The sequence below is a fragment of the Pantoea sp. EA-12 genome (genome assembly GCF_030053355.1).
In the GTDB taxonomy this organism is placed as follows: Bacteria; Pseudomonadota; Gammaproteobacteria; order Enterobacterales; family Enterobacteriaceae; genus Pantoea; species Pantoea vagans_C.
The window spans coordinates 532,809-552,311 of record NZ_JASGBY010000002.1 but is presented as its reverse complement, the minus strand read 5'-3'; the positions used below and the strand labels follow the sequence as shown (position 1 = coordinate 552,311).

Annotated in this window: 19 protein-coding genes; 7 read left to right on the top strand and 12 right to left on the bottom strand. The window is 55.4% G+C overall.

Annotation, left to right across the window (positions count from 1 at the left end):
• Positions 1-43: 43 nt before the first annotated feature.
• From proW to QMZ30_RS05205, 7 genes are all read right to left on the bottom strand, one after another.
• A complete protein-coding gene (gene proW, locus QMZ30_RS05235) occupies positions 44-1,246 on the bottom strand; it encodes a glycine betaine/L-proline ABC transporter permease ProW (protein WP_039333552.1) in 1,203 nt (400 codons plus the stop codon).
• Positions 1,243-2,439, bottom strand: a complete 1,197-nt coding sequence (proV, locus tag QMZ30_RS05230; protein ID WP_039333550.1) for a glycine betaine/L-proline ABC transporter ATP-binding protein ProV — start codon at positions 2,437-2,439, stop codon at positions 1,243-1,245. Before proV ends, proW begins: the two co-directional genes overlap by 4 nt.
• A gap of 446 nt (positions 2,440-2,885) precedes the next feature.
• Positions 2,886-3,845, bottom strand: coding sequence for a class 1b ribonucleoside-diphosphate reductase subunit beta (nrdF, locus tag QMZ30_RS05225; RefSeq protein ID WP_039333577.1), 960 nt, complete (start codon positions 3,843-3,845; stop codon positions 2,886-2,888).
• Positions 3,846-3,853: 8 nt separating this feature from the next.
• Entirely contained in the window at positions 3,854-5,992 is a 2,139-nt protein-coding gene (gene nrdE, locus QMZ30_RS05220; RefSeq protein ID WP_283226615.1) for a class 1b ribonucleoside-diphosphate reductase subunit alpha, read from the bottom strand.
• Positions 5,971-6,375: a class Ib ribonucleoside-diphosphate reductase assembly flavoprotein NrdI gene (gene nrdI, locus QMZ30_RS05215; protein ID WP_039333544.1), complete on the bottom strand. Its 405-nt coding sequence runs from the start codon at positions 6,373-6,375 to the stop codon at positions 5,971-5,973. Before nrdI ends, nrdE begins: the two co-directional genes overlap by 22 nt.
• 4 nt (positions 6,376-6,379) lie before the next feature.
• The gene (locus tag QMZ30_RS05210) at positions 6,380-6,622 is read right to left on the bottom strand and encodes a redoxin NrdH (RefSeq protein WP_038645282.1); all 243 of its coding nucleotides are present in this window, start codon (positions 6,620-6,622) and stop codon (positions 6,380-6,382) included.
• 484 nt (positions 6,623-7,106) lie between these two features.
• A complete protein-coding gene (locus tag QMZ30_RS05205; protein WP_039333539.1) occupies positions 7,107-7,424 on the bottom strand; it encodes a DUF883 family protein in 318 nt (105 codons plus the stop codon).
• A 151-nt stretch (positions 7,425-7,575) separates the two neighbouring features.
• On the opposite strand from QMZ30_RS05205, the gene QMZ30_RS05200 reads away from it, so the two are divergent.
• The 7 genes from QMZ30_RS05200 to QMZ30_RS05170 all read left to right on the top strand — a co-directional run bounded on the left by QMZ30_RS05200 (position 7,576) and on the right by QMZ30_RS05170 (position 13,770).
• Complete coding sequence (locus tag QMZ30_RS05200) at positions 7,576-7,914, top strand: DUF2002 family protein (RefSeq protein WP_034825485.1); 339 nt, start codon at positions 7,576-7,578, stop codon at positions 7,912-7,914.
• Positions 7,915-8,049: 135 nt separating this feature from the next.
• Positions 8,050-9,459 (top strand): S-methylmethionine permease, encoded by a 1,410-nt coding sequence (gene mmuP / locus QMZ30_RS05195; RefSeq protein ID WP_283226614.1) that lies wholly within the window; start codon positions 8,050-8,052, stop codon positions 9,457-9,459.
• Positions 9,449-10,384 carry a homocysteine S-methyltransferase gene (gene mmuM / locus QMZ30_RS05190; RefSeq protein ID WP_283226613.1) on the top strand — a complete coding sequence of 312 codons (936 nt, stop codon included), beginning with the start codon at positions 9,449-9,451 and terminating at the stop codon, positions 10,382-10,384. Before mmuP ends, mmuM begins: the two co-directional genes overlap by 11 nt.
• Positions 10,385-10,480: 96 nt before the next feature.
• Positions 10,481-10,903 carry a hypothetical protein gene (locus tag QMZ30_RS05185; protein WP_038645291.1) on the top strand — a complete coding sequence of 141 codons (423 nt, stop codon included), beginning with the start codon at positions 10,481-10,483 and terminating at the stop codon, positions 10,901-10,903.
• A 256-nt stretch (positions 10,904-11,159) separates the two neighbouring features.
• Positions 11,160-12,119: an ABC transporter substrate-binding protein gene (locus QMZ30_RS05180; RefSeq protein WP_283226612.1), complete on the top strand. Its 960-nt coding sequence runs from the start codon at positions 11,160-11,162 to the stop codon at positions 12,117-12,119.
• A gap of 20 nt (positions 12,120-12,139) precedes the next feature.
• Entirely contained in the window at positions 12,140-12,985 is an 846-nt protein-coding gene (locus QMZ30_RS05175) for an ABC transporter permease (protein ID WP_052206120.1), read from the top strand.
• On the top strand, positions 12,985-13,770 hold the full coding sequence (locus QMZ30_RS05170; RefSeq protein WP_039333530.1) for an ABC transporter ATP-binding protein: 786 nt from the start codon (positions 12,985-12,987) through the stop codon (positions 13,768-13,770). The genes QMZ30_RS05175 and QMZ30_RS05170 overlap by 1 nt, the downstream gene beginning before the upstream one ends.
• 108 nt (positions 13,771-13,878) lie before the next feature.
• Here the strand turns inward: QMZ30_RS05170 and QMZ30_RS05165 are convergent, their stop codons facing one another.
• Genes QMZ30_RS05165 through QMZ30_RS05145 form a run of 5 tightly spaced genes read right to left on the bottom strand, consistent with a single transcriptional unit; the run spans position 13,879 to position 18,834 of the window.
• Complete coding sequence (locus tag QMZ30_RS05165) at positions 13,879-14,544, bottom strand: ABC transporter ATP-binding protein (RefSeq protein ID WP_283226611.1); 666 nt, start codon at positions 14,542-14,544, stop codon at positions 13,879-13,881.
• Positions 14,537-15,370: an ABC transporter ATP-binding protein gene (locus QMZ30_RS05160; protein ID WP_283226610.1), complete on the bottom strand. Its 834-nt coding sequence runs from the start codon at positions 15,368-15,370 to the stop codon at positions 14,537-14,539. The genes QMZ30_RS05165 and QMZ30_RS05160 overlap by 8 nt, the downstream gene beginning before the upstream one ends.
• A complete protein-coding gene (locus QMZ30_RS05155; protein ID WP_058968112.1) occupies positions 15,360-16,217 on the bottom strand; it encodes an ABC transporter permease in 858 nt (285 codons plus the stop codon). The genes QMZ30_RS05160 and QMZ30_RS05155 overlap by 11 nt, the downstream gene beginning before the upstream one ends.
• Complete coding sequence (locus QMZ30_RS05150) at positions 16,214-17,266, bottom strand: ABC transporter permease (RefSeq protein ID WP_283226609.1); 1,053 nt, start codon at positions 17,264-17,266, stop codon at positions 16,214-16,216. Before QMZ30_RS05150 ends, QMZ30_RS05155 begins: the two co-directional genes overlap by 4 nt.
• Positions 17,266-18,834, bottom strand: a complete 1,569-nt coding sequence (locus QMZ30_RS05145; RefSeq protein WP_283226608.1) for an ABC transporter substrate-binding protein — start codon at positions 18,832-18,834, stop codon at positions 17,266-17,268. The genes QMZ30_RS05150 and QMZ30_RS05145 overlap by 1 nt, the downstream gene beginning before the upstream one ends.
• Positions 18,835-19,503 lie beyond the last annotated feature (669 nt).

The following is a 19,503-nucleotide window of genomic DNA, read 5'->3' as shown; positions in this document are numbered from 1 at the left end:
GTGGCGTCGGAGACGGACGGCCTCAACGGGCCGTCCAAAAAAATCAGGCTTTTTTACTGAAGGGGCGCAGCAGCAAGCCAATCGGGCCGGTGTTGTACCAGTGACGGCTGCCACGGCTGCGGCTGTCTTGACCGACCGACTGCGTCAAGCGGTCGAGAATGATGGCGAGAATCACGATACCCACACCGCCTACGCTGGCGAGGCCCATGTCGAGGCGGCCAATGCCGCGCAGAACCATCTGGCCGAGACCGCCCACTGCGATCATCGAGGCAATTACCACCATCGACAGCGCCAGCATCAGCGTCTGGTTCACACCGGCCATGATGGTCGGCATCGCCAGCGGCAACTGCACTTTGAATAGCATCTGACGCGGGCTGGCACCAAAGGATTCACTCGCCTCAATCAGGTCAGCGGGCACCTGCTTAATGCCCAGAATGGTCAGGCGCACAATTGGCGGCAGGGCAAAGATAATGGTCACCACCACACCCGGCACGTTACCAATACCGAACAGCATCACAATCGGTACCAGGTACACGAAGGCTGGCGTGGTCTGCATGGCATCCAGCAACGGGCGCACAATACGCGCGGCGCGCTCACTGCGTGCCAGCCAAATCCCCAGCGGCAGCCCGATGATGATGCAGAACAGCAGGGCGGTGAGGACCAATGCCAGCGTGACCATCGCCTGCGACCAGGCACCAATCATGCCGATCAGCACCAGTGAAATCAGCGTAGCGATGCCCATTGCTGGCGTAGCGATTTGCCAGGCGATCAGGGCAAACAGCACAATGGCAACCGGTGCGGGCAAGCCCATCAATAAGTTCTGGAATGCGCTGAGGATGTAATCCACCGGCACACGAATGCCCTGGAATACCGGGCGGAAATGGTTTACCACCCAATCGATGCCTTCCGTCACCCAACGATCCAGTGGAATCATGGTGTTATGGAAGGGATCCATGATGTTGAAATGCTCTGGCTTTGGCGCGGGCGCACTGCTGAGCCAGTCACTGTTACCAGCAGCAGAGGTGGCGGCGTCGTGACCGCCACTGCTGGCTGCATCCGAGCCGGTACTGGAGGCATTGCCCCAGGCATCAGCGGAACCTGCGCTTGAACCGGAGTCTGCTGGAGCGGCACTGCCGCTGCTCGACCAGGGATCGCTGCTGCTGGCGGCTGCGCTGGAATCTGTTGTGGTGGCTTGCGGTGTGGTCTGGCTGGCGCTATCCCACGGATTGGCTGTTTGTTCACTCATGACTGGGCTCCTTCACGATCTAAAGCGCGCAATAGCATGCTTTTGGAAATGATACCGACGTACTGATTGTCTTCACCGACCACGGGTACGGCGCAGGGCGCTTGTGCCACATGGGACAGCAGATCGTTCAGGGAGGTATCCGCAGGAACCGCTAACGGTGTTTCGAGTAACGCATTATCCAGGCCTTCGCCCGCTGCCAGTGCCGCTTTCAACGAATCCGTAGACACCACGCCAACAAATTTCTGTTTTTCCAGCACATAACCAAATTCACGATCTTCATCCTGCAGCAGTTTGATCGCCGAACGAGGGCCAAAACCGGCTGCTTTACGGATTAGCGCGCCAGCACTGCGGCGAGCAATATCTTTGGCGCTAAACACGTGGCTGATATCCACGCCACGGAAGAAGGTACGCACGTAATCGTTAGCAGGATTATTGAGGATTTCGTCCGGTGTACCGACCTGCACCACTTCACCGCCTTGCATAATGGCAATACGGTCGCCAATTCGCATAGCTTCATCGAGGTCATGGGAAATAAAGACGATGGTACGTTGGTGTTTCGCCTGTAATTTTACCAACTCATCCTGCATTTCAGTACGAATCAGTGGATCGAGTGCTGAGAAGGCTTCATCCATCAATAAAATATCCGGATTAATGGCCAGCGCGCGGGCTAATCCAACACGCTGACGCATACCTCCGGAGAGTTCATCGGGATAGGAGTGCGCATAATTTTCTAATCCTACCTGACGCAATGCTTCCAGCGCTTTTTCCTGACGTTCCTGTACCGGTACGCCCGCTAATTCCATGCCGAAGGCTGCATTATTCAGTACCGTCATATGCGGCATTAATGCGAAGGACTGGAATACCATGCTGATCTTATTTCTGCGTACTTCACGCAGTTCAGCGTCCGATATTTTGGCAATATCGACACCGTCAATGATAACCTGGCCACGAGTGGGCTCTATCAGACGATTGAGAAGGCGAACCATGGTGGATTTCCCCGAACCGGAGAGCCCCATGATGACGAAGATCTCGCCTTCTTCAATGGCCAGACTGGCATTTTTGACGCCGAGTGAAAGACCGGTTTTCGCCAGAATAGTCTCTTTGCTTTCACCTTTATCAATCAGCTTAAATGCCTTTTCGGGGTTATCCCCAAATACCTTATATAAATTCTTTACTTCAAGTTTAATTGCCATGCCGTCATTAATTTCCCGGTTAAATGTTTCACTATTTCTTGTTGTGGTCTCGATTAAATTTAAGCGCCCTATAACCTAGCATAGTGAGAATATCTGACAACCCTAAATGGGAATATTGACGCGTTGAGAGCTTCGTGAAGGGGCGATAATTCCAGTGCTCACAAGGGATGAGCGTGAATCAATTTTTTCTGAATTTTTTGTGAAATTTACCCGGTTTGATGTCAATTGCTGGCTGAAATGCAAATAAATTGGGGTTAAGTGGGCGATATAATAGACAAATAGATGGCGCTAAAGTGACAAAATAATGAAGGCAAAAAAAGGAAATAGCGGGCGAATATTGGCTTTTTTTGGGGGATATATCGTGGGCTCTGTGGAGGGGCGGCCTGAAGTCCGCCCCTGAGTCAAATAATGCGACGGGCAAAGGCGCCCGAAAGCAGAAATGTGACTTAAAAATTCCAGTCCTCATCTTCGGTTTCGACCGCTTTTCCCATCACATAGGAAGAGCCTGACCCGGAGAAGAAATCGTGGTTCTCATCAGCATTCGGTGACAAGGCTGAAAGAATGGCCGGATTTACCGTGGTGAGTTCCGCCGGGAACAGCGCCTCATAACCCAGGTTCATCAGCGCCTTATTAGCGTTGTAATGCAGGAAGGTTTTCACCTCCTCCGTCCAGCCGACATCATCGTACAGCGCTTCGGTATACACCACTTCGTTCTCATACAGCGCCAGCAGCAAATCGATGGCGAACTGCTGCAACTCTTCACGGCGCGCATCATCCACTTTTTCCAACGCTTTCTGATACTTGTAGCCAATGTAGTACCCGTGCACCGCTTCGTCACGGATGATCAGGCGAATCAGGTCGGCGGTGTTGGTTAATTTACCGCGGCTCGACCAATACATCGGCAGCCAGAAACCCGAGTAAAACAGGAAGGATTCCAGAAACACGCTGGCGATTTTCTTCTTCAGCGGATCTTCGGCGCGATAGTGCTCCAGCACAATCTTCGCCTTGTTCTGTAACGCTTCGTTCTCTTCACTCCAGCGATAGGCGGCATCGACATCTGCGGTATTACACAGCGTAGAGAAAATCGAACTATACGATCGCGCATGTACCGCTTCCATAAAGCTGATATTCGACAGCACCGCCTCTTCATGAGGCGTGATGGCGTCTTCCATCAGACCCGGCGCACCGATCACGTTCTGGATGGTGTCGAGCAGCGTCAAACCGGTAAACACGCGGATGGTGAGCTGCTGCTGCTGTGCATCCAGTGACTGCCACGCGGGCAGATCGTTGGAGAGCGGCACTTTTTCCGGCAGCCAGAAGTTGCTGGTCAATCGGTTCCATACTTCGAGATCTTTGTCGTCCTGGATACGGTTCCAGTTAATCGCTTGAATTTGTTTAAGTTGCATAGTTTTCATCACAGTGAGCAGGAGACGCAGCCTTGAACTTCAGTGCCCTGCAGCGCCATTTGACGCAGACGAATGTAATAGAGGGTTTTGATGCCTTTTTTCCACGCATAAATCTGCGCTTTGTTGATATCACGCGTGGTGACGTCATCGCGGAAGAACAGCGTCAGCGACAAGCCTTGATCGACGTGCTGCGTGGCTTCGGCGTAGGTATCAATAATCGCTTCTGGGCCAATCTGGTAGGCATCCTGATACAGCTCCAGATTCTCGTTAGTCATAAACGGCGCCGGATAGTAAACGCGACCGGTTTTACCCTCTTTGCGGATCTCAATGCGCGACACAATCGGGTGAATGCTGGACGTCGCATGATTGATGTAGGAGATCGAACCGGTCGGCGGGATCGCCTGCAAGTTCTGGTTATACAGACCATGCTGCATCACCGACTCACGCAGCGCCTGCCAGTCAGCCTGGGTGGGCAACGCAATCCCGGCATCAGCAAAGATTTTGGCCACGCGCGCGGTGCGCGGCTGCCATACACGTTCGATGTACTTATCAAAGTAGTGACCATTGGCATACTGCGACTGGGCAAAGCCGTCAAAGCGCTGTTTACGTTCCTGCGCCAGCAGGTTAGAGGTCCGCACGGCGTGATAGGTCACGCAATAGAAGTAGAGGTTGGTGAAGTCCAGCGCCTCTTCACAGCCGTACGCCATGCCTTCACGGGCCAGGTAGCCGTGCAGGTTCATCTGACCCAAACCCACCGCGTGTGAACGGCGATTACCTTCCGCGACGGATGGCACCGAGTTGATTTCACTCATCTCCGATACCGCCGTCAGTGCACGTACGGCGGTTTCCACCGTTTGTGCCAGATTGCGTGAGTCCATCGCGTGGGCAATGTTCAGCGAGCCGAGATTGCAGGAGATATCCTTGCCGATGCGGCGATAGCTGAGATCGTCATGGAACTCGCTGGCGCTGTTAACCTGCAAAATCTCCGAGCACAGGTTGCTCATGTTGATGCGACCGGCAATCGGGTTGCTGCGGTTCACGCTGTCTTCAAACATTATGTACGGATAGCCAGACTCAAACTGAATCTCTGCCAGTGTCTGGAAGAAGTCGCGCGGCTTGATATAGGTCTTGGTGATGCGATCGTCCGCCAGCATTTCGTCGTAAAGCTCGCTGATGCTGATGTCGCCGAATGCTTTACCGTAGATGCGTTCAACATCGTACGGAGAGAACAGGGCCATATCGCGGTTCTCTTTCGCCAGCTGGAAGGTGATGTCCGGGATCACCACGCCGAGCGACAGCGTTTTAATACGGATCTTCTCGTCGGCGTTTTCACGTTTGGTATCGAGGAAGCGCAGAATATCGGGATGATGCGCATTCAGCCACACGGCGCCAGCACCCTGACGGGCACCGAGCTGGTTGGCATAAGAGAAGGCATCTTCCAGCATCTTCATCACCGGGATCACGCCGGAAGATTGGTTCTCGATACGCTTGATCGGTGCGCCGGATTCACGCAGGTTAGACAGCAGGAACGCTACGCCTCCGCCGCGTTTAGACAACTGCAGCGCCGAGTTCACCGCGCGACCGATCGACTCCATGTTGTCTTCAATACGCAGTAGGAAGCAGGACACCAACTCACCACGCTGCTGTTTGCCGCAGTTGAGGAAGGTTGGCGTCGCCGGCTGGAAGCGGCCGCTGAGCATTTCTGCCAACAACTCACGCGCCAGGCCCTCATTGCCACGCGCCAGCGTCAGCGCCACCATGCAGGCGCGCTGCTCGAAGGTTTCCAGGTAGCGTTTGCCGTCGAAGGTTTTCAGCGTGTAGCTGGTGTAGAACTTCCAGGCACCGAGGAAGGTGTGAAAGTTAAAACCCCAGGCATCAGCTTCATCGTGCAGTTGGCAAAGGAAAGCGAATTCGTACTGATTCAGCACCTCGGCTTCGTAGTAACCTTCGGCGACCAGATAGCGCAGACGCTCGCCCGCAGAAGCGAAGGAGACGGTATTCGGCTCGACGTGCTGTAAAAAGAACTGACGCGTGGCCTCGTGATCTTTCTCGAACTGAATGCGGCCATCGGCGTCATACAGGTTCAGCATGGCATTGAGCGCATGGTAGTCCAACTGCGTGCTGTTTAGGGTGTCTGTCGTTGCCAAAATTGGGTTACTCCCGCTTTTACATTAGCGATATCGTCGGGGGTTCCCATCAGCTCAAAGCGGTAGAGATAGGGAACCTGACATTTCTGCGCAATGATGTCGCCCGCCAGGCAATAGCCTTCACCGAAATTGCGGTTTCCGGCAGCGATCACCCCGCGGATACCGCGTCGGTTAGCGTCATCATTAAGGAATTGGATCACTTGTCTGGGCACCGCTCCCCGCGCACTGCCGCCGCCGTAGCTCGGCACCACTAAGATATAGGGTTGGTCGATGTGCAGGCGCTGCTTGCCATCAATTGGAATGCGGCAAGCAGGAAAGCCCAGACGAGTGATGAATCGGTGCGTGTTTTCCGACTGGCTAGAGAAGTAGACCAGTGGGAACATCGCCTTATCCCCCGACAGCAGCGAGCTGGCGCAGGCTGGCGATTTTGTCAGGGCGGAAGCCGCTCCAGTGGTCGTCGTGCGTCATCACCACTGGCACCTGGCGATAGCCAAGGGATTTGAGGTTGTCGATGGCTTCCGGTTGGGTATCGAGGTTGATCAGTTGATAGTCGATACCTTTACGGTCCATGGCATTTTTTGTCGCGTTGCACTGGACACAGTTGTTCTTAGTGTAAATAATAATGCGCATGATTCGTATTTCCCTTTGATTGCGGTCAGTTTGCGAGATACGAAGCAAAATCCTGTTTGCTGCGAACTTCGTCCTTGACGACATCTGGTTGCGAGTTGATGGGTTGAATACTAGATGTAGTGTTCGTGGCGGTCAAGCCCACCAGATATAGGGATTTTGTATTTTAATCTTCAGATAATCGCTAACGTCAGAGATCATGCGCCTTCCAGGCCCGAAAATTTTTTTGTAAAGGCGAAGAGGGGACGTTTTAGGTCAAATTTTGTGCGTTCTGTCGCCCTCACCCCAGCCCTCTCCCGCAAGCGGGCGAGGGGGCAGTCAGAGCGTTGGGGCAGCATGAGCGCATCACTTATTAAGTGCATCAGACAGTCCCCTCTCCCGCTTGCGGGAGAGGGTTAGGGTGAGGGTGAGGGGAAAAAGGCGCACTTACTCTCAAAAAACAAAAAAGCCCCGCAATAGCGAGGCTCTCCTTAACACTATGACGTGTTTAGCGACGTGACATCAGCAGCGCACCGAGCACCAAACCAACCGCTGCACCGACGCCCACGCCATGCCAGGGTTTATCATGCACATAGGCATCAACCTGATAGCTGGCGTCTTTCGCCGCTTGCGTCACACGGCCCTGGCTACCGTTCAATTTTGCGCGGGTCTGTTTCAGCAGCGACTGTGCCTTACTGCGCGCACTGTCCACTTCATCTTTGGCTTCGCTGCCGTAAGATTTAAGTAATGCCTCGAGCGAATCGGCCAGCTCGTTTACATCCTGATTGATATCAATGTCATCGTTTTTGCTTACGCGATTGAACATTTTTTTCGCTCCCTTTGATTTAACAAGTAATACTCAGTGTAGACGAAACGTGATTAAACGCAGGCGTTTGCCAGGCTTTAGGGAAATTCCGAATGTCCTGAGTGGTCGCGCTGTTGTAAGGTTGCGGGGCTGTGAGAAGAGAGGAGCAAGCATGTATTTACGTCCGGATGAGGTAGCGCGCGTACTGGAAAAAGCAGGGTTCGAAATGGATACCCTGACGCCAAAGATCTACGGTTATCGTCGTGGTGAAAATTATGTCTACGTCAATCGCGAAGCGCGCATGGGACGAACGGCACTGATCATTCACCCCACGCTGAAAGAAAAAAGTCAGCACTTCGCTGAGCCCGCCTCAGAAATGAAGACCTGCGATCACTACACGCAGTTTCCGCTGTATCTGATGGGTGAATCGCAAGAGCATTACGGTATCCCACACGGTTTTAGCTCGCGCATTGCGCTTGAGCGCTATCTACAAGGCGTATTTGGCGCCTGATACTGCGCCCCGCTCGCACGGGGCCGCACCGCTGTTTTGATAAATCCCCACCTTTTGCCACGTTGCAAATTGCCGCGCTGGCGCGTATAACCCTGTGTCCATATAGATGTTCAGACGTCCATACGGATAAAAATAATGCAAACGCAGGAAACGCCTTCACAGGACAACTTTAAGCGCACCATGAAAGTGCGGCATCTGGTGATGCTGTCGCTGGGTGGTGTCATCGGTACCGGACTGTTCTTCAACACCGGCTATATCATTTCGACCACAGGGGCGGCCGGTACGCTGTTGGCCTACCTGATTGGTGCGCTGGTAGTGTGGTTGGTGATGGTATGCCTCGGAGAACTGGCGGTGGCGATGCCGGAAACCGGTGCTTTCCACGTCTATGCGGCACGCTATCTCAGCCCGGCGACCGGTTACACGGTGGCGTGGCTCTACTGGCTGACGTGGACCGTGGCGCTCGGTTCCAGCCTGACAGCGGCGGGATTCAGTATGCAGTACTGGTTCCCGACCACGCCCGTATGGCTGTGGTGCCTGGTGTTTTGCATTGCTATCTATCTGCTCAATATCGTCTCGACACGCTTCTTTGCGGAAGGGGAGTTCTGGTTCTCGATCATTAAAGTGATCACCATCATCGCCTTTATCATTCTCGGCGCGGGTGCGATGTTCGGTTTTATCCCGATGAAGGATGGCAGCGCGGCACCGGGTCTGCATAACCTGACGGCATCCGGTTGGCTACCGCACGGCACCTTGCCGATTCTGATGACCATGGTGGCAGTGAACTTCGCTTTTTCTGGCACCGAGTTGATTGGCATTGCCGCCGGAGAGACGGAACAGCCGCAGAAAGCGTTGCCGCTGGCGATCCGCACCACGGTCGCGCGTCTCGTCATTTTCTTCATTGGTACGGTATTCGTGCTTGCGGCACTGATTCCGATGGATCAGGCCGGCATCGTCAAAAGCCCGTTTGTGCTGGTGTTTGAAAAAATCGGGATTCCCTATGCAGCGGATATCTTCAACTTCGTGATCCTCACCGCGATCCTCTCAGCGGCGAACTCCGGCCTTTACGCCTCGGGCCGCATGCTGTGGTCACTGGCGAATGAGAACACGCTGCCGCGCTGTTTTGCGCAGGTTAATCGTCGCGGTATTCCGGTGCTGGCGATCACCGTCAGTATGATTGGTGGCTTGCTGGCGCTGTTCTCCAGCGTGATCGCCCCCGATACCGTGTTCGTGGCCCTCTCTGCGATCTCCGGCTTTGCCGTGGTGGCGGTGTGGCTCAGCATCTGTGCATCGCATTATGTATTCCGCCGTCGCCATCTGGCCGAGGGCGGTTCGCTGCAGCAGTTGGCCTATCGTGCGCCGTTGTATCCGCTGACACCGATTCTCGGCTTCCTGCTGTGTCTGCTGGCATGTGTAGGGTTGGCCTTCGATCCGTCACAGCGAATTGCGCTGTGGTGCGGCATTCCGTTTGTACTGTTCTGTTATGCCGCATACCATGTGACGCATCGACGTAACCTGAAGGCCGAGGGGGCCAATGATGTCGCGTAATCCTGTGGCAGAAGCGTTAACTCAACATAACACGCTGATTTTAGACGGCGCACTGGCAACCGAACTGGAAGCACGCGGTTGTAATCTGGCTGATGCGTTATGGTCTGCCAAAGTGCTGGTGGAAAACCCTGAGCTGATTTATCAGGTGCATCATGACTACTTTGCTGCAGGTGCCAATGTGGCGATCACTGCCAGCTATCAGGCCACACCGCAAGGGTTTGCGGCGCGAGGCTTGAATGAAGCCCAGTCTCTCGATCTCATTACTCAAAGCGTCAAGCTGGCACAGCGCGCGCGTGACGACTATCGCGCCGCTTCAGGCAGTGAAGCCGCGTTGCTGGTGGCCGGTTCGGTAGGGCCTTACGGTGCTTTTCTTGCTAATGGGGCTGAGTATCGTGGTGATTACGCGCTGCCAGAAGCGGAGATGAAAGCCTTCCATCGCCCACGCGTTAAAGCCTTACTGGATGCGGGTGTGGATTTGCTGGCATGTGAAACCTTACCGTCGTTTGCAGAAGCGCAAGCGCTGGTGAGTTTGCTGGCAGAGTTCCCCGACAGCAGCGCCTGGTTCTCGTTTACGCTGCGCGATGCGCAACATATCAGTGATGGCACGCCGCTAAGCCAGGTGGCTGAACTGGTCAATGCCACACCGCAGGTCGTGGCGATTGGCATCAACTGCGTGGCACTGGAGAGCGTGACGCCGGCACTGCAAACTTTGCAGGCGCTGTGCGCCAAGCCGTTGCTGGTCTATCCCAACTCTGGCGAGCAGTACGATGCCAGCAGCAAAACCTGGCACTCAGCACCGTCAGGTTGCACGCTCAAAGATAAATTCCCCGAGTGGCAACAGGCGGGCGCACGCTTGATTGGCGGCTGCTGCCGTACCACACCGCAGGATATCGCGGCGATTGCCGCCTGTTGTCAACCGCAATAAAGACCAGAAAAGCAGCATTGATAGCGCGATTGAGGCGAGTGAAAAGCGGAATAGGGCAGTTTAGACTGTCCTATCTGATGCTAAAGCGGACCTGCTATGAACCTGCGACACCTTCTTCCTGCCACTGCGCTGCTGCTGAGCGGCTGTGCCACTATTGTCGGCACGGAAACGCAGCCGGTAAAAATTGACTCTGTGCCGCAGGGCGCGCGCTTCACCGTGCAGGATGAGACGGGCCGTGCCGTGGCACAGGGCTATACGCCACAAACCGTCGAGCTGGCAAAATCCACCGGCAACTACTTCGGTAAGAAACACTATCAGGTGATGCTGGAGAGCCCAGGCTATGTGCCGGTGACGCTGCCGATCGAGGCCAGTGCTAACTTGTGGTATCTGCTGGGCAATATTCCTCTGCTGGGCTTCCCTGGCTGGTTGCTGGTCGATCCGTTCTATGGCGGCATGTACGACCTGAAACCTGAACATCCGCAGCCACGTTTGAACGTGGTGGGCGCGCGCGGCGGTTAATCATTGAGGTCGCCATAAATGGCGAGCCTACAAGAATGGATGCGGTTTTTTTGTAGGGTGCGCATTGATGCGCACCCTCAAACAGTCCGCACCAGCATGACCGATCTTTCCGCTATTCATGCACTGCCTCGGTGCACCAATCCACATCACCACCGCACCACCTCTGGTTTTACCGTTCTGGCACAGGCATTGCTTGGCTTGTATAGATAAGACTATACAACCGTTGTTTTTCATCACCTTTTATCAGGAGTGGAAGATGGGCAAGCCAGTGCAACATGTTGTTCGTGTGTTAACCGCAGCGGTACTTTGCGCCAGTGCTTTGGGTGCGCAAGCCGCTGACACCAAAATCGCTATCGGTATCTCCGGCTGGACCGGTTTTGCCCCGCTGACGCTGGCGGATAAGGCCGGGATCTTCAAAAAGCATGGCCTGGATGTCGATGTGAAAATGATCCCGCAAAGCAGCCGACATCTGGCGGTGGCGTCCGGCACCATCCAGTGTGCAGCAACCACCGTCGAAACCTACATCTCCTGGAATGCAGCTGGCGTGCCGATCAAGCAGATCGTCCAGCTGGACAAATCCTACGGCGCGGATGGCCTCGCCACTCGCAGTGACATCACCAGCATCAAAGATCTGAAAGGCAAAACCATCGCGGTCGATGCCCCGGGCACCTCGCCTTACTTCTTGCTGGCGTGGATGCTGGATAAAAACGGCATGACGATGAAAGACTTGCGTCTCGCCACCATGGCACCGCAGGCGGCTGCGCAATCCTTCGCGGCGGGTCAGAACGATGCGGCGGTAACTTATGAACCCTATTTATCGGTGATCCGCAATCAACCTAAGGCAGGAAAAATCCTCGCTACCACGCTGGATTACCCGATGGTGATGGACACGTTGGGTTGTACGCCGACCTTCCTGAAAGACCACCCGGACGCCGCCAAAGCGCTGGTGGCCAGCTATTACGATGCACTGGAAATGATCAAACAGCAGCCTGACAAGTCCAACGAAATCATGGGTGCTGCGGTGAAATCCACCGGCAAAGAGTTTGCCGAGTCAGCCAGTTTCTTGCGCTGGCAGGGGCCAGAGGAGAACAAAAAGTTCTTTAGCGGTGAGATTGAAACCTTTAGCGATGAAGCGGGCAAGCTGCTGCTGCGCGCGGGTGTGATCAAGAAAATGCCGGACGTGAAAAGCTTGTACGACGCCAGCTTCGTGCAGTAAGCAGGAGAAAGGAGATGGAGATGAGTAAAAGCCAACCGGTAAGCCCGCCTGCGTCACTGCCCGATGCGCCCACGCGCTGGCATAACCCGTTAATGGTGCCGCTGAAAGCCATTTCGCTGCGCTTACGTATCGCGCTGGGCGTGGCGTTCTTTGTGCTGTTCATCGCGGTGTGGACGCTGGTGACGCTGGGCGGCATGGTATCGCCCACGTTTCTGGCGGATCCACTTACCATGCTGCAGCAGGGTGTGGTGCTGTTCACCGAGTACAACTTCTCGTTGGATATCGGCATGACGGTGATGCGCGTGCTGGCCGGCTTCTTACTGGCCGCGATAATTGGTGTGCCGCTGGGCATCATGATGGGCGCCTATAAAACCTGGGAAGCCTTTCTCGAACCCTTCGTCTCCTTTTGCCGTTACTTACCGGCTTCGGCATTCGTGCCGTTGCTGATCCTGTGGGCCGGTATTGGTGAAACACAGAAGATTTTGGTGATCTTTATCGGCTCATTCTTCCAGATCGTTTTAATGGTCGCGGTGACCGTCAGCGGTGCGCGGCGCGATCTGGTTGAAGCCGCCTACACGCTGGGATGCAGCAACCGTTCGATCGTGCGCCGCGTGCTGATACCGGGCGCGGCACCGGGCATTGCCGAACTGCTGCGCTTAGTGCTGGGTTGGGCGTGGACCTATGTGATTGTCGCTGAGTTGATCGGATCGGAGAGTGGTATCGGCCACATGATCGTCGATAGCCAGGCGCTGCTTAACACCGGGCAGATCATTTTCGGCATCATTGTGATTGGCTGCATTGGCCTGATCTCCGACTATCTGTTCAAAGTGCTCAACCGGCGCTTGTTTGCATGGAGTACCTTGTGATGAAGCACAGCAAACTTAACGTTCGCGGTGTCGAACGCATTTTTACCGGGCCGAAAGGCGAGCAAACGCAGGCGCTGCAACCGATCCACTATCAGGTGGAGGAGAATGATTTCATCACCATTCTCGGGCCATCTGGCTGCGGCAAATCCACGCTGCTGCGCATCATCGCCGGTTTGGATACGCCAACGCGCGGAGAAATCTGGCTGGACGGCAAGAGCGTGGAGGGGCCGGGGGCCGATCGCGGCATGGTGTTCCAGAGTTACACCTTGTTCCCATGGCTGACGGTGGAAGAGAACATCCGCTTTGGTTTGCAGGAGCGCGGTCTCAGTGCGGCACAGCAGAAAGAGCGCAGCGATTATTACATCCAGCAAGTGGGATTACGCGGTTTTGCCCAGCACTATCCGCGCCAGCTCTCTGGCGGGATGCAACAACGTACCGCGATAGCCCGTGCGCTGGCCAACGACCCCAAAGTACTGTTGATGGATGAACCCTTTGGCGCGCTGGATAACCAAACGCGCGTGATGATGCAGGAACTGTTGCTGTCCGTGTGGGAGCAGTCGCGCAAAACCGTATTGTTCGTGACGCATGACATTGATGAAGCGATTTTCATGGCGAACAAAGTGGCGATATTCAGCGCGCGCCCTGGCCGCATCAAACAGGAAGTGGCGGTGAATTTCAACGCGCAGCGGGATTACACCATCAAAACGTCACCGGAATTTATGACGCTCAAAGCCGAAGTCACCGAATCGATTCGCAGCGAAACGCTGCAGGCAATGGCGCATTAAGCGGGGATAAAATGTGTCGCTATCGTATGCTTTTGTAGGGTGCGGCCTTCAGGCCGCCAGTTGATGCATCGGGCGCGCCAAGGCACGCCCCGACAATACTCCTTGGGGTTAAGCCACTATCCGGCCCAGTGCCATATGCGCTGCACGGTCGCACATATGATCGATCACATCGGGATCGTGGCTCACCAGCACCATGGTCAACCCATCATTCTGCTTCAGGTCGTTTAACAGGTTGAGGATCTCCGCCTGCACTGACATATCCAGCGCCGAGGTTGGCTCATCGAGCAGCAGGATCTTCGGCTCCAGCAGCAGCGCACGGACAATCGCCACACGTTGCCGCTGTCCACCAGAGAGCTGATGCGGATAGCGATCCGCCAACGCCGGATCCAAACCCACATGGCGGAAGCCGTCATTAATGCGATCGTCGATATTGTCGCGCTTCAGCATTTTCAGCGGTTCTGCCAGGGTACGGCGCAGGCGATGACGCGGATGCAGCGAGGCATAAGGGTCCTGAAACACCATCTGCACATCACGGCGCAGTGGACCGGTAAAGGCTTTACCCGGTTGCACTGCGGTGCCTGCCAGCTGCATCGTGCCGCTCCAGAAGGGATTCAACCCGGCCATCACCCACAGCAGCGATGACTTACCACAACCCGAAGGCCCAACCAGACCAAAACACTCGCCCGGCGCAACCTGCAGCGAAATATCATGCACCACGGTACGCAGCTCGTAACCCTGTTTGTGGGACACGCTGAGGTGGCTTAACTCAATCATCACTCTTCTCCAGCGACGCGCGATCCAACACCGGCAGACGTTCGCCATGTGTCGCTTTGCTGGGACGACACGCCCACAGTGTGCGGGTGTAGGGATGGGTAGCATTCGCAAGCTGCGCTGCAGGCAGTGTATCCAGCAGACGGCCCTTATACATCACCATCACCCGATCGCAGTGTTCGGAAACCTGTTGCAGATCGTGGCTGATCAGCAGCAAGCCCATATTGCGCTGCTCGACCAACCGACGGATCAGCGCCAGTACCTGATCGCGCATCGCGTGATCGAGCGCTGAAGTCGGTTCATCGGCAATCAGCAGGTCGGGATCGGTGATCAGCGCAATCGCCAGCATCACGCGTTGCCCCATACCGCCAGAGAGCTGATGGGGATAGCGTTTCATCAACTGGCGCGGCTCGGGAAGACCGACCGCCTCCAGCATCTCGCACACTTTGGCTTCGCGTTCGGCTCGGCTCATTTTGCGGTGCAGCACCAGCGGCTCTTCCACCTGCCAGCCGATGGTGCGCGTCGGATTCAGCGCGTATTTCGGGTCCTGCATCACCATCGCCACTTTGCCACCGCGTAGGGTGATCCAGTCACGTTCACTCAGTGACAGCGCATCAGCCCCCGCCACCTGCAAACAATCGGCTTGCAGATGCAGAGCGGGTGACAGCAAACCCATCAGTGAGCGGGCGGTGAGTGATTTGCCGGAACCGGATTCACCGACCAGCGCCACGCGCTCACGGCCAATCTGGAAAGCGATATTATCCACCAGCAGTGCATCCTCGCTGCGGATGGTCAGCCCTTGGGCATCAATTAACAGATCATTTGGCATGACGAGTATCCAGTCGGTCGCGCAGGCCATCGCCTGTCAGGTTAAACGCCAGGCTGGCAAACAGAATCGCACCGCCAGGCGCGGCGGCTACCCACCACTGATCGAAAATCACTTTGCTGCCTTCCGCGACCATTGAACCCCATTCGGCGGTCGGCGGTTGCACGCCCATGCCGAGGAAGCCCAGACCGGCTGCGGAAAGAATGATGCCACCCAGACTCAGAGCTGCACGCACCACGGCTGTCGGTAAACACAGCGGCAAAATGTGGCCGAACATCAGGCGCAGACCGGTAATGCCCTGCATGCGTGCGGCAGCCAGATAATCACTGCGGCGTAACGCCAGGGTTTCAGCACGTGCCTGACGGGCAAACGGCGGCCAACTGGTTAGCGCCAGCGCCAGCGCGCCGTTCATCAATCCCGGACCGAGCATGGCAACCAGCGCCAGGGCGATCACCAGATTCGGCAGTGACAGGAAGATATCGGTTATGCGCATCAGCACGCGCTCGGTCCAGCCGCCGACATAGCCCGCCGTGATGCCAACCAGCAGGCCAACCGGAATGGTCAGCAGCAGAATCAGCGACACCAGCAGCAGCGTCGGCCGTGCGCCGTAGATCACGCGGGACAATAAATCACGGCCAAAGCCATCGGTACCGAACCAGTGCACGGCAGAAGGGGACTGCAAGCGCTGGGCAATCACCTGCGCGTTAGGATCGAACGGGGCCAGCAGCGGGGCAAACAGCGCCATCGCCACCACAATCAACACCAGCGTTAAGCCAATGGTGAGTGAGGTGACGCGTGCACGGCGGCGGCGTGGCCGCAGGGTTTCCAGTTCAGAGAGTTGTTGAGTCATCGGGTTCTCGGATCGGTTAACCAGGTTAAGGCATCGGCCACGGCGTTAAGCAGAATAAAGCAGCTGCCAATCAGCAGGGTCGAGCCGAGAATCGCGGGTGTATCCGAGGAAAACAGCGCGTTCGTCATGTAGCGTCCAACACCTGGCCAGGCGAATACCGTTTCGGTTAACACCGAACCTTCCAGCAGCGTGGCGTAGGAGAGGGCGATGACGGTGATCAGCGTGCCAAGGACGTTGGGAAAGATATGGCGTAACAAGATGCGAGTGCGGCCTGCGCCTTTTGCGCGCGCCAGAATCACATACTCTTTGCTGCTCTCTTCCAGCAGCGCCGCACGCAGTAGGCGCGTAATGCCAGCCATCGCCAGCAGGCCGAGGATCACCACCGGCAGCCACAGGTGCGCAATCGCATTGCGGAACATTTCAGGATCGCCAGACAGCCAGCTATCGATCAGCACAAAGCCGGTTTTCGGCTCCAGCGTGTAGATCCAGATATCATCCAGCTGTCCCGGTCCCGCAGACCAGTGCAGCACCGCGTAAAACAGCAGCAGACCGAGCAGGCCCAGCCAGAACACCGGTACTGAATAGCCGAGCAGTGAAATAAAACGCGCCACGTTATCAATGACGCTACCCGGCTTCCATGCCGCCAGCAGCGCCAGCGTAATGCCAAACACGGCGGCGAAGATCATCGCGCAAGTGGCCAGTTCGATAGTGGCTGGAAAGGTGCGCATCAAATCCGCGCTCACCGGCTGATTGGTGAGATGCGAAAGCCCTAAGTTGCCCTGAGCCAGATGGCTGATATAGCGCCAGAACTGTACCAGTACCGGCTGATCGAGACCGAGATCGTGACGCACCTGCGCATAAGTTGCTTCGCTGGCGTGATCGCCCGCGATTTGCTGTACCGGATCGACCGGCGACAGGTGCGACAACATGAAAGTGAACGCTAACAAACCTACCAGCGTCACCAGCAGTGATAACACACTGGTGACCAGGCGGCTAAAGCGTTGCCAGAGCGGCCGGGCGAACCCGGCCTGTGAAGCAGACACTGCCATTACTTAGAGACCTGCGAGTAGTACACCATGTCTGGGTTAATCCCCTGCACATAGCCTTTCAGGTTATCGCGCAGTGCAATCAGGTTACGTGCCTGCAAACCGATCACATACGGTGAGTTTTTCAGCACTTCACGCTGCATGGCCTGGTACAGTTCCACACGCTTGTTGCTGTCGGCTTCGGCGGTGGCCGCCAGCGTCTGCTTGCTCAACTCAGGAATATGCCAGTCAGAGCGGTAGGCAATGGTTTTGCTGCCATCTTCAGGGTTGTAAGCAAAGGAGGCGGCATTGGTGTTCGGATCGAAATAGTCCGCACCCCAGGCATTCAACGTGGCTTCATACTGGTGCGCTTTCACGCGGGTTGACACTTCAGAACTCAGACCCGGCTGCACTTCCACCTTCACGCCACCTTTGGCAAAGCTGCCCTGCAAGGCCTGAGCGATATCCAGGTACGGCGGTTGGTTGCTGGTGGAGAGCTTAAAGCTGACGTTGGTCAGACCCGCTTTCTTCAGAATGGCTTTGGCTTTTTCCGGATCGTAGCTGTACGGCGTGTCATTCAGCGCGCCGAGGAAACCTTTCGGCAAGAAAGTCTGATGGACTTCGAACTGGCCTTTCAACAGATCGTTGGCGATGCCTTTATAGTCGAACAGGTAACGGGCCGCTTCCCACAGCGCGGGATTCTTCAGCACCGGGTTCTCACCGACGTTGAACTGGATGTAATAGAGCGAGGCCATAGGAATCGCTTCGGTCTTCACACCCGCTTTGTCTTTCAGCGCGGCGATTTGGTCAGCGCCGAGGTTACGTGCGATATCCACATCGCCCTGCTCCAGCAGCAAGCGACGCGCCGCTGGCTCAGGCACGTTCTTGATTAAGATGTTTTTCAGCTTCGGTGCACCAGCCGGTGACGTCGGGTTGGCGGTGAGCAGCACCACTTCATGCAGCACCACTTTACGGATCTGATACGGGCCGCTGCCGGCAGAGTGGGTGCCCAGCCACGCGTGGCCGAAGTCGCCGTTTTTCGCGTTGGCCTGTGCGGTCTTCTCATCAACAATCGATGAAACCGGGGCAGACAGCAGGCTCAGCACATAGGCCGGGCTGACGTTGGCGCTCCAGCTGATCTGCACATGATTGTCATCGACCTTCTTCAGGAAGGTATCGACATTGTCTTTATTCCAGCCCAGTTGGGTCAGGATAAAGGAAGGGTCGAGGTTCAGTTTCACCACGCGGCCCAGCGAGAAGATGACATCTTCCGGACGCAGCGGATTACCGCTGGCGAATTGCGCGCCTTTACGCAGTTCAAAAGTCAGGCTGCGATTATCACTACCTGAGGTCCATGAAGTGGCCAACGTGGGTTTCAAATCAGTAGGATTGGTCGGGTCAGACTGGACCAATCGTTGATAGATGTTAGTGAACGCTTGCACCGTGGTCAGTTCAAAGCCCTGTGCGGGGTCGAAGCTATCAGCATCATCAGTCGACTGCGCAATCACCAGCGTATCCTTCGGTGTTGCGGCCTGAGCAGAGAAGGCGGCTACCAGCGATAATGCCAGCAGTGAGGGAATAATTTTTTTCATGTTGTTTCCTTGCCTTAAAAAAGTAACGCGAGTTTACGAGAGCGGCGTAATGAAGAATAGTCAATTTATGGCTATGCATATGCTTTGCGGTTCTAAGTGCCGTAGTTTAGTTATAAGCTTGTTAAATATGATGGTATTGATGCCGCAGGATGTGGTTAGGGGCGCGTGTTTTTCCCGCTTCTATCAACCAAATCGCAACGAAAATTAAATGAATAACGCAACGGGAATAATTAACTTTACTTCGTTTACTTCAGGAATATAATAGCGCCAACTTCAAACAGGAGAATTCAGTTGGACAGTCACCCTTTAAGATGGCAATACAAGGCAAGCTGACGCGCGAATTCTTTTGTCGCTGCTTGCCAACACGGCGGGCAGCAATCCTCACCTCTCTCTGATGATTGTTCCCTTTAACACTGGTTGTAACGGGCTGAAACCCGTGGGAATTTCATCATGCACATGATTTTAAACGCACTTTTCCCTCCGCCTCGATGCGCGCGCTGATCTTCAGCGTGCAGATTTAGCCGTTACTGGCGCATGCCTTGTTACGCCCCTAGAAAAGTTTGGGCGGTCTGAGGGCTGCATTCAGTAGCGGAATCGACATCGTAATATTCATTTCTCGTTTATTTAAACGAGCGATTTTCTTCGCCCTTATTTCCGGGAGGTAATATG

Excerpts from the sequence above, each read along its gene's own strand:
- QMZ30_RS05160 (WP_283226610.1), bottom strand. The coding sequence starts at position 15,370 with ATGCCAAATGATCTGTTAATTGATGCCCAAGGGCTGACCATCCGCAGC.
- proV (WP_039333550.1), bottom strand. The coding sequence starts at position 2,439 with ATGGCAATTAAACTTGAAGTAAAGAATTTATATAAGGTATTTGGGGAT.
- QMZ30_RS05205 (WP_039333539.1), bottom strand. The coding sequence starts at position 7,424 with ATGTTCAATCGCGTAAGCAAAAACGATGACATTGATATCAATCAGGAT.
- QMZ30_RS05180 (WP_283226612.1), top strand. The coding sequence starts at position 11,160 with ATGGGCAAGCCAGTGCAACATGTTGTTCGTGTGTTAACCGCAGCGGTA.
- mmuM (WP_283226613.1), top strand. The coding sequence starts at position 9,449 with ATGTCGCGTAATCCTGTGGCAGAAGCGTTAACTCAACATAACACGCTG.
- mmuP (WP_283226614.1), top strand. The coding sequence starts at position 8,050 with ATGCAAACGCAGGAAACGCCTTCACAGGACAACTTTAAGCGCACCATG.
- nrdI (WP_039333544.1), bottom strand. The coding sequence starts at position 6,375 with ATGTTCCCACTGGTCTACTTCTCTAGCCAGTCGGAAAACACGCACCGA.
- QMZ30_RS05165 (WP_283226611.1), bottom strand. The coding sequence starts at position 14,544 with ATGATTGAGTTAAGCCACCTCAGCGTGTCCCACAAACAGGGTTACGAG.
- proW (WP_039333552.1), bottom strand. The coding sequence starts at position 1,246 with ATGAGTGAACAAACAGCCAATCCGTGGGATAGCGCCAGCCAGACCACA.
- QMZ30_RS05170 (WP_039333530.1), top strand. The coding sequence starts at position 12,985 with ATGAAGCACAGCAAACTTAACGTTCGCGGTGTCGAACGCATTTTTACC.
- QMZ30_RS05155 (WP_058968112.1), bottom strand. The coding sequence starts at position 16,217 with ATGACTCAACAACTCTCTGAACTGGAAACCCTGCGGCCACGCCGCCGC.
- QMZ30_RS05200 (WP_034825485.1), top strand. The coding sequence starts at position 7,576 with ATGTATTTACGTCCGGATGAGGTAGCGCGCGTACTGGAAAAAGCAGGG.
- QMZ30_RS05145 (WP_283226608.1), bottom strand. The coding sequence starts at position 18,834 with ATGAAAAAAATTATTCCCTCACTGCTGGCATTATCGCTGGTAGCCGCC.
- QMZ30_RS05210 (WP_038645282.1), bottom strand. The coding sequence starts at position 6,622 with ATGCGCATTATTATTTACACTAAGAACAACTGTGTCCAGTGCAACGCG.
- nrdF (WP_039333577.1), bottom strand. The coding sequence starts at position 3,845 with ATGCAACTTAAACAAATTCAAGCGATTAACTGGAACCGTATCCAGGAC.
- QMZ30_RS05175 (WP_052206120.1), top strand. The coding sequence starts at position 12,140 with ATGAGTAAAAGCCAACCGGTAAGCCCGCCTGCGTCACTGCCCGATGCG.
- QMZ30_RS05150 (WP_283226609.1), bottom strand. The coding sequence starts at position 17,266 with ATGGCAGTGTCTGCTTCACAGGCCGGGTTCGCCCGGCCGCTCTGGCAA.
- QMZ30_RS05185 (WP_038645291.1), top strand. The coding sequence starts at position 10,481 with ATGAACCTGCGACACCTTCTTCCTGCCACTGCGCTGCTGCTGAGCGGC.